This window comes from Rathayibacter sp. AY1F3 (assembly GCF_002931975.1).
In the GTDB taxonomy this organism is placed as follows: Bacteria; Actinomycetota; Actinomycetes; order Actinomycetales; family Microbacteriaceae; genus Rathayibacter.
The window spans coordinates 78673-91778 of the sequence record NZ_PSVF01000009.1; the positions used below are offsets into that span (position 1 = coordinate 78673).

The window sequence follows — 13106 nt, forward strand, 5'->3', positions numbered from 1 at the left end:
TCCCCGGCTAGGGGTGCAGGACGACCTTGATGCAGCCGTCCTCCTTCTTCTGGAAGGTCTCGTAGAGGGCCGGAGCGTCCTCGAGCGGCGCCCGGTGGGTCACGAGGTCCATCACGCCGAGCGGATCGGAGGAGTCCTCCACCAGCGGCAGCAGGTCGTCGATCCAGCGCTTCACGTTGCACTGGCCCATCCGCACCGTCACCTGCTTGTCGAACATCGACTTCAGCGGCATCGGGTCGGCCTCTCCGCCGTAGACCCCGCTCAGCGACACGGTGCCACCGCGGCGCACCAGGTCGAGGGAGGCGTGCACCGCGGCGAGGCGGTCGACGCCGACCGTGTCCATCGCCTTGCGGGCGATCGGGTCGGGCAGGAGCCCCGCCATCGACTGCGCGAACGAGCCGACCGGCGAGCCGTGCGCCTCCATGCCGACCGCGTCGACGACGGAGTCGGGGCCGCGCCCGTCCGTGAGGTCGCGCAGCTGCGCGGCGATGTCATCGGACAGGTCGAACGTCTCCACGCCGTACCGCTCGGCCATCGCGCGCCGCTCGGCGACGGGCTCCACGGCGAGGACGCGGTAGCCGCGGTGGGCGCCGATCCGCGCCGCGAACTGGCCGACCGGGCCGAGTCCGAAGACGACCAGGGTCCCGCCGTCGGGCACCTGCGCGTACTCCACGCCCTGCCAGGCGGTGGGCACGATGTCGCTGAGGAAGAGGTAGCGCTCGTCCGGCAGGTCCGTGCCGACGACGATCGTGTTGTAGTCGGCCAGCGGCACGCGGAGCAGCTCGGCCTGCCCTCCGGGGACCTGGCCGTACATCTTCGTGTAGCCGAAGAGCGCCGCTCCCGAGCCGTACTCGGTGACCTGCGTCGTCTCGCACTGCGACTGCAGCCCTCGGCGGCACATGAAGCACTCGCCGCAGGCGATGGTGAAGGGCACGACGACGCGGTCGCCGGGCTTCAGGGTGGTGACTCCGGAGCCCACCTCCTCGACGACGCCCATCGGCTCGTGGCCGAGCACGTCCCCGCGGTCGATGTAGGGCCCGAGGAGGCGGTAGAGGTGCAGGTCGGAGCCGCAGATCGCGGTCGAGGTGATCCGGACGATCGCGTCGGTCGGCTGCTGGATGCGGGGGTCGGGGACGGTCTCGACCGAGACCTTCTCGATGCCCTGCCAGGTGAGTGCTCGCATGCTCGTGTCCGTTCTCCGGCTCGCGCCGGTCGTGGTCGGTGTCCCTCCACCGCACACCCGGAGGGCGCCGAGGGGGAGGGGCTTGACGCTCCCCGGAGCGCTTCCGAGGGGGATTCCCGGGAGAACGCACGGACGTGCATCCCGCGTTCACCCGACTCACGGCGGCCGAGTGGTGGGATGGGGGGATGGATGCTCTCTACACCGCCATCGCCCACGCCTCCGGTGGAGGACGCGACGGCCACGTCCGCACCGAGGACGACCGTCTCGACCTCGACACCCGCGCCCCGCAGGAGCTCGGCGGCTCCGGCGAGGGGACCAACCCCGAGCAGCTGTTCGCGGCCGGCTACTCCGCCTGCTTCCTCAGCGCCCTGCACGGAGCCGGTCGCCAGCTGAAGATCGACACGACCGACGCGGCCGTCTCGGCCAGCGTCTCGATCGGGAAGAACGACTCCGACGGCTTCGGCCTCTCGGTCGAGCTCGACGTCTACGTGCCGAAGGCGAGCTCCGAGGACGCGCAGAAGGTCGCCGACGCGGCGCACCAGCTCTGCCCGTACTCCAACGCCACCCGCGGCAACATCCCCGTGCAGATCAACCTGGTCGACTGACCGGGCCCTCTCGACGGCCCCTCCCGGACTCCGGGCAGGGGCCGTCGTCGTGTCCGGGGGCGGTCCGTTAGGGTCGGGGCATGACCGAGGAGCTGTCGCACGAGGAGCCGTCGCACGAGGAGTCCCTGGCGCGGGCCGAGCTCGTGCAGATCCGTCAGAGCATCGACAACATCGACGCGGCGCTGATCCACCTGCTCGCCGAGCGCTTCAAGTTCACGCAGAAGGTCGGCCGGCTGAAGGCCGCGCACGGGCTGCCCGCCGCGGACCTCGAGCGCGAGGCCCGCCAGATCGCGCGACTGCGGGCGCTCGCCGAGGAGTCGCACCTCGACCCGGCGTTCGCCGAGAAGTTCCTCGGGTTCATCGTCGCCGAGGTCATCCACCACCACCAGCGCATCGCCGACGGCGCCGAGGACTGAGGCTCAGCCCTCGATCCGCAGCAGCCCCGCCGTGCGCTCGCGCAGCACGCCGAGCAGCAGCGGATAGTCGGGGAAGAGCTGGTCGCGCCGCAGCGTCGGCACCCGCAGCCCGAGGGGGACCTCCGTGATGCGGCCGTTCGTCTCGGTGAGGGTCAGGCGGAGGCTATGGCTCCCCGTCGGGCTCGAGGCGACGACCGAGCGCAGAGCCTCGAGCGGGAAGATCAGCCCGTCGATCTGGATGGCCGACTCCGACACCACGATCGAGCCCGGCAGCCCGGGCCGCAGCGCCAGCCGCGCGGCGACCAGCCCGAGCGGGAGGGAGAGCGCCACGACGACCGCCCCCAGCGCGATCTGCGCGCGGTCGCCCGACGGGGATCCCGCGAGGGCGACGGCCAGGACGCCGGCGGCGAACGCCTCCGTGGCGACGACGACCAGGGCGACCGCCCGGCGCTGGAGCGGAGCGCGGTGCGGCCGGAAGCGGACGGCCGAGGCGGGCCCGGCCAGAGCGGGCGGCAGGGCGTCGCGGACGCGGGCGGCGGCGCCGAGGTCGGCGAGCAGGGCGGCGAGGTCCTCCGGGCGGAAATGCGCGCAGCGGACCTCGACTCCGTCGCCGCGGCACCAGGCGACGAAGCCGTCGCCGTCGGCGGACTCGAGGAAGCGGACCGACCGGCGGGGCCACTGCTCGCGGCGGCGACGGCCGCGCATCAGCACGACCTGCGTCTCGGTCGTCATCACGCGGGTGGGGGAGACGACGAAGAGCGAGACCGCCGAGGCCAGTCCGATGACGACGGTGAGGGCGAGGAGGCCGAGCGCGAGTACCGACTCGTCGAGGACGCCGCGGCGGTCCGCGAGGACGGCGAACGGGATGAGCACGGCCGCGAGGCCGGCGCCGAGGAGCCGCAGGAGGAGGGCGCGGAGGCGCCGCAGGACCGACGGGCCGTACACCCGTCGCGTCCGGATCGCCATCGGTTCCGACTCCATCGCGTCAGGCTAGCCCCGGCCGGGACCGGTCGCCCGGAGAGGCGCGTCGGTGGCGCGATCCTCGCGCCACCCGTCCCCGGTTCGGGGGAGGAGTGGCGCGAGGATCGGCCTACGCCTCCGCGGTGCGGTGCAGGGCGCGGACCGAGACGACCCGGCGACGGGCGATCGCGGCGACGGTGAGCAGCAGCCCGAACAGCAGCCAGATCACCAGGCCGACGACGGCGCCGGCCGTGCCGTCGGTGCCCTCGACCACTCCGGACAGCGCGTTCTGCGCCGCCGAGAGCGGCAGGAACCCGAGCACGTCGTCGAACAGCCCGGGGACCGTCGAGATGATGCCCGCGCCGAGCGCGATCACCGCCGCGACCATCGCGAGGAAGCGGCCGATCCCTCCGAGCAGGGCGACCAGCCCCTGGTTCACCGCGGCGAACGAGGCGCCGGTGAGCATCGCCAGGAGGGCGAAGCCGACCCAGCGGCCCGCCTCCAGGCCCGCGACCCCGCTCATCACGATCGCGACCGCGAGTCCCTGCACCACGCCGATCACGAGCGCCGGCACGTAGGAGGAGAGGGCGAGCGCCGCGGAGGAGCGGGTCGAGGAGAGTGCACGGTGCGAGAACGCCGCGAGCACCAGGAACGTCGCGAGGGCGCCCAGCCAGAGGGCGATCGTCGCGAAGAACGGGACGCTGGAGGCTCCGAACAGGTCGGTCGCGCTGCTCGCGTTCTCGACCGGGTCCGAGACGACGTCGGCGAGGTTCGTCGACTCCGACTCGGTGTAGGTCGGGAGTTGCGCGACGGCGGCGTCGAGGCCGGTCGCGAGCGTGCGGGTGCCGTCGGCGAGCTGCACGGCGCCGTCCGAGACCCCGCTCGCTCCGTCGGCGAGCTGGTCGGCTCCGTCGGCGGCGGAGGAGGCTCCCGTGGCGAGGTCGGCGGCACCGCCCGCGGCGGTGGTCGCGCCGGTCGCGAGGTCGCGGGCGCCGGCCGCGGCGGTGGTGGCGCCGGTCGCGAGCTGCGCGGACCCGGCCGCCGTGGTGTCGAGGCCGTCGGCGAGCTGTGACGCTCCGCCCGCGGCGTCGTCCGCGCCGTCGGCGAGCTGCGTCAGGCCGCCGGACAGCTGTCCGATGCCCCCCGAGAGAGTGCGCGCGCCGGTGGCGGACTGCCCGACCGCGTCGATCAGCGAGGGCTGCCCGTCGCCGCCGAGGCGGATGCCCGCGTCGATCCCGGCGACGGCTCCCGCGGTCGTCGTGGCGAGAGTGGTCGCGCCGGTGGGTCCGTCCGCCGAGGCGATGACGGCGCGCGCGGCGAGGCACTGCGTCGTCTCGCAGCCCTCGAGCGCGGCGCTGAGCGCCTCGAAGGTCCCCGCGGTGGCGGCGGCGGCGCCGGCGCTGAGGGCGGCGACCTGCTGGGTCCCGTCGCCGGTCCTCACCACTCCCTCCCTCAGCTGGTCGAGCCCGTCGGCCAGGTCGGAGGCGCCGCCCTGCAGCGCGGTCGCCCCGGTCGCCGAGTCGCGGGCGCCCGTCGCGAGCTGTCCCACTCCGCCGGAGAGGCCGCGCGCACCGGTGGCCAGCTGCGCGACTCCGCCGGAGAGGTCGGAGGCTCCGGTGCCCAGCTGCCCCACGCCGTCGGCGAGGGACGAGGCTCCGGTGCCGATCTGCCCGACGCCGTCCGAGAGCGAGGAGGCGCCGGAGGCGAGCTCGTCGATCCCGTCGGCGAGGCTGCTGGTGCCGTCGGCGAGGGTGGAGGCGCCGGTGCCGAGCTGGTCGGCGCCGTCGGCGAGCGTGCCCGCGCCCTCGGCCGCCTGGCCGATCTGCTCGTTGAGGGTGTTGAAGCCGACGTAGACGTTCTCGAGGTAGGCCGTGGTCAGCTGCGTGTTGAGCAGCGAGGTGGCGGTGCTGGTCACCGTGGCCGAGATGGCGTCGTCGACGAGTTTGGCCTTCTCGCTGGTGGCGATGTCGATGGTCGCCTTCGTCGCCTCCGCGGCGTCGCCCGAGTACGAGGTAGCGGCGGCGGAGAAGGAGGAGGGGATCGTCACGACGGTCGCGTAGCTGCCGTCGGCGAGGCCCTTCGCGGCGTCGTCCTTGTCCGTGAGGACCCAGGTGAAGTTGCCCGTCGAGTCCGAGCCGGAGACGTTGGGCACCGGGGTCGTGCTCGCGGACGGCGTCGCGCTCGCCGAGGGGGTGGAGGAGGGGGCGTCCGAGCTCGCGGAGTCGGTGCCGCCCGTCACCAGGCCGGCCGCGAGCTGGCGCCCGAGCGGCACGGTCTGCCCGTTGATCTCGACCGGGGTGTCCTCGTTGACCACGGCGGCCGTGATCGTGTCGAGTCGCTCGGTCGGGTTCCACAGCGCCCACACCAGGAGGCCGCCGATGACGAGGGGGACCAGGACGATCCCGAGAAGGGTCAGCCAGGACACCTTCTTGACGCCGCGGGGGCGTTCGAGGGAGAGGAGAGCCATCTGTCAGAGGACCTTTGCGATCGCGCGGCGCTCGGCCGCGGGCGAGACCGCGAGCACGCCGCGGTCGGAGGGGAGGAGGTCGTCGAGCGCCTCGGCGTCGACGGAGGAGGCGACCACGGTGAACGCGTCGGCGGCGGCGCGGGCGGCGTCGAGCTCGGCCCGGATCGCGCCGCGCAGCTGCGGGTCGGTGACCGTGTCGAGGTCGTCGAGCACCAGGATCGGCGGGGCCGACTCCAGGGCCGACCGGACGTCGGCGACGGGGTCGGCGGCTCCGGCGAGGCGCACCAGCCCGACCCGGCCGCGCACGGCGGCGGAGCGGATCGGCACGACCAGGCCCGCGACCTTCAGGCGCCCGGAGTCGGGGGCGAGCCGGCCGGCGATGCTCAGCAGCAGCGCGGTGCGGCCGGAGCGGTGCGGCCCGTGGACCACGAGGGAGGAGCCGGGCGCGACCCGCAGCGAGACGCCGCTGTAGACGGGACCGTCCGGTCCGTCGAGGCGGAGGTCCTCGGCCGCTATCACGTCCGTGGATCCGGGCTCCGGCCAGTCGGCAAGCGCGAGCTCCTTCGTGAGGCCCTCGCCCTCGACGTCGAAGGACGGCAGGACGCGGTCGAGCCAGCGCGGCATGTGCCAGGCGCGGTCGCCGAGCAGGTGCAGCACGGCGGGCACCAGCGTCATCCGCACGATGAACGCGTCGACGAAGACGCCCACGGCGAGCCCGAGCGCGATCGGCTTGATGTTGGTATCCCCCTCCGGCACGAAGGCGGCGAAGACCGAGAACATGATGACCGCGGCGGCCGTGACCACCTTGGCCGAGCCGACGAAGCCCGACTCGACAGCGGCGCGCGCCGGCCTCCCGTGCACGTAGTCCTCGCGCATCCGCGAGACCAGGAACACCTCGTAGTCCATCGCGAGGCCGAAGAGCACGCCCATCAGGATGATCGGCATGAAGCTGATGATCGGGCCCGTCTTGTCGACGTGCAGAGCGTCCGAGAACCATCCCCACTCGAACACCGCCGCCACGGCGCCGAAGGACGCACCGACCGACAGCAGGTAGCCCAGTGTCGCCTTGATCGGCACCCAGAGCGAGCGGAACACCATCGTCAGCAGCACCAGCGACAGGCCCACGACGAGCAGGCCGAACGGCAGCAGGGCCTTGGCGAGAGTGTCCGAGATGTCGATCCCGACCGCGGTCTGGCCGGTCACCGCGAGGTCGACGCCGTACTCCTGCTGGAAGTAGTCGTGCTTGTCGCGGATCTCGGCGACCAGCGCCTTGGTGGCCTCGGAGTCGGGGCCGCCCTCGGGAATGACCTGGATGATGCCGGTGTCGGCGGTCTCGTTGGGCGTCGCGAGCGGCACCGAGGCGACTCCGTCGAGCTTCTCGATCTCGCCCTTGAGGTCGTCCATCAGGCCGAGCGGATCGGTCGAGCCGATGATCGTGCCGGTGACGATGAGCGGGCCGTTGTAGCCGGCGCCGAAGTTCTCGGCGAGCAGGTCGTAGGTGGTGCGCGCGGGAGTGCCCTCGGCCTGGTAGCCGGCGTCCGGCAGGGCGAGGCGGAGGCTGAGCGCCGGGATGCTCGCGACGCCGAGCACGCCGATCACCGCGATGATCGTCACGATCGGGAAGCGCGTGACGACCCGGACCCAGCCGCGGAAGAACCCGCGCGGGACCTCGGCGTGCACGTGGCCGCCGGGGGAGGCGGTCGCCGCCTCCTCGTGCGCCTCGGTGTCGACGTGGGTGCCCGCGGCGGCGGCGGCCTTCTTCTTCGCGCGGCGCTCCTTCGGGCGCAGCCGCGCGCCGGCGAAGCCGAGGAGGGCGGGGGTCAGGGTGAGCGCGATGACCACGGCGATCGCGACTCCGCCCGCCGCCGCGACGCCCATCGTCGTGAGGAACGGGATGCCCGCGACCGAGAGGCCGACGAGCGCGATGATCACGGTCAGGCCCGCGAAGACGACGGCGGAGCCCGCGGTCGCGGTCGCCCGCGCGGTCGACTCCTCCGGGTCCATGCCCTGCTTCAGCTGGTCCTGGTGGCGGCTGATGATGAAGAGGGCGTAGTCGATCCCGACCGCCAGGCCCAGCATCAGCGCCAGGAGCGGCGTGGTCGAGGAGATCGAGGCGAAGCGGGTGGCGATGAAGATGGCCGACATCGAGAGGGCGACGCCGAGCAGTGCGGTGACCAGCGGCATGCCGGCGGCCAGGAACGAGCCGAAGGTGAGCACGAGGACGACGAGGGCGACCACGAGGCCGATCGCCTCCGTGATGGTCACGCCGGGGAGGTTCTGGGCGAAGAGGTCGCCGCCGAGCGAGACCACGGAGCCGGCGGGCAGTGCGTCCTGGAGGGTCGTCGCCTCGGCCTTCAGCGCATCGCGGCTCTCGGGGCTCGTGGTGGTGGCGGAGCCGTCCATCTGGGCGGTGATGACGAGGGCGTTCCCGGCGTCGGAGATCGTGCCGGACACGCTGTCGGAGTAGGGGTCCGTGACGGCCGCGACCTCGTCGACGTCGCCGAGCGCGGCGACCGCGTCGCTGACGGGGCCCTTCACGTCGGCGTCCTGGACGCTGCCCCCGTCGGGCGCGACGACCACGTACCGCGCGGACGTGCCGCTGACCTGGGGGAAGGTGCGCTCGAGCTGGTCGAGGGCGGTCTGCGACTGCGTGCCCGGGATGGAGAACGTGTTGTCGGTGCCCTGGTTGAGCAGCAGCGCTCCTCCTCCGCCCGCCACCACGATCAGCAGCCACAGGACGGCGACGAGGCGGTGGGCGCGGTACACGCGACGACCGAGACGGTAGAGCAGCGACGACACGCGGTCTCCTGACGATGGGTGGGGAGGGTGGCGATACGTCTCTGTACCAGGGCGGAGCCGGGCTCCGATACACGAGCGTATCCGATACAGGACCGTATTCGATACGTGAATGTATCGGATAAGGTGAACGGCGTCGAAGGTGTTGACAGGGCGGGCAGGAGGCTGGTGATGACGGCGATCGACTCCACCCCTCCCGAGACCTCCCGCCGAGGCCGCACCCGCGAGCGCCTGCTCGACGCGGCCTACGACGTCTTCGCCGAGACCGGCGTGCACAGCGCGTCCGTCGAGCAGATCTGCGAGCGCGCCGGGTTCTCGCGCGGCGCCTTCTACTCCAACTTCTCCAGCAAGGAGGAGCTGTTCTTCGCGCTCATGGAGCGGGAGAACGGCGCCCGGGTGACCGCCCTCGTCGAGCAGATGGACCGTACGATCCCGCGCGTCGTCTCGGCCGACGAGCCGCTGACGGCCGAGACGCTGGCCGTGGTGATCCTCGACTTCCTCCAGGGTCCTGCCACCGACAACCGCCGCTGGTGCGTGGTCGAGTCGGAGTTCGAGCTGCTCGCGCTGCGCGACCCGCGGATCGCTCCGCAGTACCGCGACTTCCGCGCCGGCTTCGACGCCTCGCTCGTGCAGATCGTGCACGGGGCGCTGCGCCAGGTGCGCCGCGAGTTCTCCCTCGAGCCGACGACCGCCGTGCGCCTGCTGGTGGCGGGCTACGACGACGCGGTCAAGCAGTCGATCCTCGAGGACGAGTCGGAGCCCGCGTCGCTCGAGCGCCTGCGGGCGACGCTGACGGCGATCGTCCTCGCGATCTCGTCCGCCGACGCCTGAGCCGGGCCGGCTCTCGCGACGGCGGCCGCCGTACCCGACGGCCGAGTCCGCACCCGGCGGCCGAGCGGCCGCTGGGGAGTGCCGGGTCCGGTCCCCGCTCCTCCGCCCGCGCGACGAGGATGGACCCATGGAACTGCGTCAGCTCGAACACTTCCTCGCCGTCGCGAAGGAGCAGCACTTCACCCGCGCCGCGAGCGCCCTGCAGATCTCGCAGTCGGGCCTCTCGGCGTCGATCCGTGCGCTCGAGAGCGAGCTGGGCAGCCCCCTCTTCACCCGCAGCACGCGCCGGGTCGAGCTGACGCCGGCCGGCCGGGCGATGCTCGCGGAGTCGGAGCGCTCGGTCGCCAGCGCGCTCGCCGCCCGCGACGCGGTTCTCGCCGTGCAGGGGGTGCTCCGCGGGAGCCTCGCGGTCGGCACGGAGGAGTGCCTCGGCGGCGTGCACCTGCCGCGCGAGCTCGCGACCTTCCGCGAGCAGCACCCGGGAGTCGCGCTCCGGCTGATCCACGAGGGGTCCGGCACGCTGCTCGACTCCGTCGCCGCCGGCCGCCTCGACCTGGCGCTGGTCGCCGACATCGGAGCCGTGCCGGGCTGCGTGCGGACGATGCCGCTGGCGAGCGAGGGCTTCGCGGTGCTCGTGCGCCCGGGTCACCCGCTCGCGAGCCGCGTCGGCTGCCGCATCCCGGACCTGGCGGGCGAGACGATCGTGGGGCTGCAGGAGCACTGGGCGGCGAGTCACCTCGCGGCGCGGGCGTTCGCGGCGCACGGCCTCGCGTTCGAGGTCGAGCTCGAGGTGAACGACGTGCACACGCTGCTCGACCTGGTCGAGTACGGCATGGGGATCGCGGTCGTGCCGGCGCACTTCGCCGAGAAGCGCCCGGCCGGGCTGCGGGCGGTGGCGCTCGCCGATCCGCTCCTGGTGTGGCGGACGATGGTGGCGGTGCCGGAGCGGCCGAGCGCCGCGGCCCGCGCGTTCGTCTCGGCCCTCCCGCAGCCGCTGCAGGACGCGGTCTGAGCGGGATCGTGCTCGCAACGGAGGAGGGACCAGCGCCGAGATCCCGCGATCCGCGTCGGACCGGTGCCTCGACCGGATCCCTCCTCCGTCATGAACGGGCTCAGTCGAGCGAGGCCAGCTCCTCGGGCGTGAGCTCCAGGTCGGCCGCCGTGGCGGAGTCGCGGATGCTCTCGGGGCGGGAGGCGCCCGGGATCGGCAGCACGACCGGGGCCTTCGCCAGCTCCCAGGCGAGGCAGACGACCTGCGGCGTCACGCCGCGGGCCTCGGCGACCGCCGCGAACGCGGAGTAGCGCGAGCCGAGCTCGCCCGCCGAGGAGATGCCGCCGAGCGGGCTCCACGGCAGGAACGCAAGTCCCAGCTCGGCGCAGAGCTCGAGCTCCGGCTCGCTGGAGCGGAACGACGGCGAGAACTGGTTCTGCACCGAGACCAGGCGCTCGCCGAGGATGCCGTGCGCCTCGCGGATCTGGTCCGGGTCGGCGTTCGAGATGCCCGCGCGGAGGACGACGCCCTCGTCGAGCAGCTCGGCCAGCGCTCCGATCGAGTCGGCGTAGGGGACCGCCGGGTCGGGCCGGTGGTACTGGTAGAGGCTGATCGCGTCGACGCCGAGGCGCTTCGCGGACGCGCGAGCCGCCTCCTTGAGGTACTCGGGGCGGCCGTCCTGATCCCAGGGGCCGGGCTCGCGGCGCAGGTGGCCGCCCTTGGTGGCGACGAGCACGGCGGAGGTGTCGCCGCCGTAGCTGCGCAGCGCCTCTGCGATCAGCAGCTCGTTGTGGCCGAGGTCGTCCTGGGTGGCGAGGTGGTAGGCGTCGGCCGTGTCGATCAGGGTCACGCCGGCGTCGAGGGCGGCGTGGATCGTGGCGATCGAGCGCTCGCGGTCCGGGCGGCCCTCGATCGACATCGGCATGCCGCCGAGTCCGATCGCGCCGACCTGGAGGTCGCCGAGAGTGCGCTGCTTCATGAATGCTCCTTCGCAGTGGGGTGGGTGGTCACCAGGCGTAGTCCTCGGGGGCTGTCCGGTGACCGGGGAAGATCTCGTCGAGGCGCGCGAGGGCCTCGGCGTCGAGGGTGATGTCGACGGCGGCGACGGCGCTCTCGAGCTGCTCGAGCGTCCGCGGCCCGGTGATCGGACCGGTGACGGCGGGCTGGTGGAGGAGCCACGCCAGCGCCAGCTCGCCGGGCGCCTCGCCGCGCTCGCGGGCGAACGCCTCCCACTGCTCCAGGGCGGGGCGGTGCTCCTCGATCGCGGCGAGGGTGCGCTCGGAGGAGCGGCGCCCGCCCTCCGCGGTCTTCTCGAGCACGCCGCCCAGCAGTCCGCCCTGCAGCGGCGACCAGGGGATGACGCCGAGCCCGTAGTGCAGCGCGGCGGGCAGGACCTCGCGCTCGACGTCGCGGACGAGCAGGTTGTAGATCGACTGCTCGGAGGCGAGGCCGGTGAAGTGGCGGGCGCGCGCCGCCTCCTGCGCCTGGGCGAGGTGCCAGCCGGCGAAGTTGCTGGAGCCGACGTAGAGGACCTTGCCCTGCTGGACGGCGACCTCCATCGCCTGCCAGATCTCGTCCCAGGGCGTCGTCCGGTCGACGTGGTGGAACTGGTAGAGGTCGATGTGGTCCGTCTGCAGGCGGCGGAGGCTCTCGTCGAGCGCGCGGCGCAGGGTGAGCGCCGAGAGGCGGCCGCCGTTGGGCCAGGAGTCGCGGCCGCGCTCGGCTCCGGGAGCGGCGAACTCGCCCATGTCGCCGAAGACCTTGGTCGCGAGGACGGTGCGCTCGCGGCGCTCGCCGCCCTGGGCGAACCAGCGGCCCACGATCTCCTCGGTGGCGCCGCGGCCGGCCTCGCCTCCGTACACGTTGGCCGTGTCGAAGAAGTTGACGCCCAGCTCGTGCGCGCGGTCCATGATCGCGAACGAGTCGGACTCCTCGGTCTGCGTGCCGAAGTTCATGGTGCCGAGGACGGTGCGGGAGACGGACAGGCCGGTGCGGCCGAGGTGCGTGTACTGCATGGTCCCAGTCGACTCCGGTTCGGGCCGCGTGTCCAACAGGTGCTCGGCATGGGTGCGATCGACGGGGGAGGTCAATCGGGGGCGCGCCGTCCAGGGGCCGCCCGAGCCCCGCCTCGGTCGGGCCTGCGCGTCGGCCGGGTCCAGCGGCCTCGACCGGATCGCCCGCAGCCCGCTGGGCGCGGTGGCGCCCGGCCGCCCGGGTGCCGGGTTAGAGTCGCGGAATGGTCCGGACGACGCAGCGCCTCGTGATCGCCCTCTCCGCCGTGGTCCTGCTCGCCGGCTGCACGGCGGAGGCGACGAGCCCCGCCGCCGCACCCGCCGAGCCGACCGCCTCGACCGCCTCGACCGCGCCGCCCGCCGCCGGAGCCGAGTCCACGCCGCGGCCGGTGCCGAGCGTCTCGACCACTCCCGCACCCGTCGAGGACGTCTCGGGCGAGTGCATCGTCCAGGCGCTCGACGAGGGGACGCTCGACGGCGTCGACCTCGAGCGCGTGCGCGACCGCGGCACCCGCGCCGGCGCGACCGGGACGGCGAGCACCGCCTCCGACGGCGCCCCGGCCTCCTACCTGGTGGCAGCGGGCGACATCAGCGAGCGGATCGCGGACCGGTTCTGCATCAGCTCCGACTACCTCTCCGCGCTGAACTCGGTGCGCCGCGACGGCGTCGACATCGACAGCCTCTACGGCGGCGACACCCTCAACCTCCGCCCGGCGACCGTCCTGAGCGTCGGCGACCAGAACGGCCGCGTCCTCGACAACGCCGAGCCCGACGACCTCCCCGCGCAGACCGGCTGACGCCGCCGACGCCCGCCGCCACTCCTCCCGCCTCGCAGCAGCACGCGA

At 73.5% G+C, this 13106-nt stretch carries 11 protein-coding genes; 5 read left to right on the top strand and 6 right to left on the bottom strand.

What is annotated here, in order from left to right; translation table 11 throughout:
- Positions 1 to 7: 7 nt before the first annotated feature.
- Entirely contained in the window at positions 8 to 1183 is a 1176-nt protein-coding gene (locus C5C39_RS07590; RefSeq protein ID WP_104222762.1) for a zinc-dependent alcohol dehydrogenase, read from the bottom strand.
- 185 nt (positions 1184 to 1368) lie between these two features.
- On the opposite strand from C5C39_RS07590, the gene C5C39_RS07595 reads away from it, so the two are divergent.
- Entirely contained in the window at positions 1369 to 1788 is a 420-nt protein-coding gene (locus tag C5C39_RS07595) for an organic hydroperoxide resistance protein (RefSeq protein ID WP_104222761.1), read from the top strand.
- 80 nt (positions 1789 to 1868) lie between these two features.
- On the top strand, positions 1869 to 2204 hold the full coding sequence (locus C5C39_RS07600) for a chorismate mutase (protein WP_104222760.1): 336 nt from the start codon (positions 1869 to 1871) through the stop codon (positions 2202 to 2204).
- 3 nt (positions 2205 to 2207) lie between these two features.
- Here C5C39_RS07600 and C5C39_RS07605 read toward each other — a convergent pair whose 3' ends face one another.
- From C5C39_RS07605 to C5C39_RS07615, 3 genes are all read right to left on the bottom strand, one after another.
- On the bottom strand, positions 2208 to 3185 hold the full coding sequence (locus C5C39_RS07605; protein ID WP_146083901.1) for a hypothetical protein: 978 nt from the start codon (positions 3183 to 3185) through the stop codon (positions 2208 to 2210).
- A 109-nt stretch (positions 3186 to 3294) separates the two neighbouring features.
- Positions 3295 to 5631 (bottom strand): YhgE/Pip domain-containing protein, encoded by a 2337-nt coding sequence (locus C5C39_RS07610; RefSeq protein WP_104353055.1) that lies wholly within the window; start codon positions 5629 to 5631, stop codon positions 3295 to 3297.
- 3 nt (positions 5632 to 5634) lie between these two features.
- Positions 5635 to 8430 (bottom strand): MMPL family transporter, encoded by a 2796-nt coding sequence (locus C5C39_RS07615; RefSeq protein WP_104353056.1) that lies wholly within the window; start codon positions 8428 to 8430, stop codon positions 5635 to 5637.
- A 168-nt stretch (positions 8431 to 8598) separates the two neighbouring features.
- Between C5C39_RS07615 and C5C39_RS07620 the strand changes: the two genes are divergently transcribed.
- Both C5C39_RS07620 and C5C39_RS07625 read left to right on the top strand, forming a co-directional pair.
- The gene (locus tag C5C39_RS07620; RefSeq protein WP_104234269.1) at positions 8599 to 9258 is read left to right on the top strand and encodes a TetR/AcrR family transcriptional regulator; all 660 of its coding nucleotides are present in this window, start codon (positions 8599 to 8601) and stop codon (positions 9256 to 9258) included.
- Between the two features lie 127 nt (positions 9259 to 9385).
- On the top strand, positions 9386 to 10270 hold the full coding sequence (locus C5C39_RS07625) for a LysR family transcriptional regulator (RefSeq protein WP_104353057.1): 885 nt from the start codon (positions 9386 to 9388) through the stop codon (positions 10268 to 10270).
- 100 nt (positions 10271 to 10370) lie between these two features.
- Here the strand turns inward: C5C39_RS07625 and C5C39_RS07630 are convergent, their stop codons facing one another.
- Entirely contained in the window at positions 10371 to 11228 is an 858-nt protein-coding gene (locus tag C5C39_RS07630) for an aldo/keto reductase (protein WP_104353058.1), read from the bottom strand.
- Between the two features lie 28 nt (positions 11229 to 11256).
- Positions 11257 to 12264 carry an aldo/keto reductase gene (locus tag C5C39_RS07635; protein ID WP_104353059.1) on the bottom strand — a complete coding sequence of 336 codons (1008 nt, stop codon included), beginning with the start codon at positions 12262 to 12264 and terminating at the stop codon, positions 11257 to 11259.
- 221 nt (positions 12265 to 12485) lie between these two features.
- On the opposite strand from C5C39_RS07635, the gene C5C39_RS07640 reads away from it, so the two are divergent.
- On the top strand, positions 12486 to 13058 hold the full coding sequence (locus C5C39_RS07640; RefSeq protein WP_104353060.1) for a hypothetical protein: 573 nt from the start codon (positions 12486 to 12488) through the stop codon (positions 13056 to 13058).
- The last annotated feature ends 48 nt before the right edge of the window (positions 13059 to 13106 follow it).

Coding starts and splice junctions, on each gene's coding strand:
- C5C39_RS07590 (WP_104222762.1), bottom strand. CDS start 1,183: ATGCGAGCACTCACCTGGCAGGGCATCGAGAAGGTCTCGGTCGAGACC.
- C5C39_RS07595 (WP_104222761.1), top strand. CDS start 1,369: ATGGATGCTCTCTACACCGCCATCGCCCACGCCTCCGGTGGAGGACGC.
- C5C39_RS07600 (WP_104222760.1), top strand. CDS start 1,869: ATGACCGAGGAGCTGTCGCACGAGGAGCCGTCGCACGAGGAGTCCCTG.
- C5C39_RS07605 (WP_146083901.1), bottom strand. CDS start 3,185: ATGGAGTCGGAACCGATGGCGATCCGGACGCGACGGGTGTACGGCCCG.
- C5C39_RS07610 (WP_104353055.1), bottom strand. CDS start 5,631: ATGGCTCTCCTCTCCCTCGAACGCCCCCGCGGCGTCAAGAAGGTGTCC.
- C5C39_RS07620 (WP_104234269.1), top strand. CDS start 8,599: ATGACGGCGATCGACTCCACCCCTCCCGAGACCTCCCGCCGAGGCCGC.
- C5C39_RS07625 (WP_104353057.1), top strand. CDS start 9,386: ATGGAACTGCGTCAGCTCGAACACTTCCTCGCCGTCGCGAAGGAGCAG.
- C5C39_RS07630 (WP_104353058.1), bottom strand. CDS start 11,228: ATGAAGCAGCGCACTCTCGGCGACCTCCAGGTCGGCGCGATCGGACTC.
- C5C39_RS07635 (WP_104353059.1), bottom strand. CDS start 12,264: ATGCAGTACACGCACCTCGGCCGCACCGGCCTGTCCGTCTCCCGCACC.
- C5C39_RS07640 (WP_104353060.1), top strand. CDS start 12,486: ATGGTCCGGACGACGCAGCGCCTCGTGATCGCCCTCTCCGCCGTGGTC.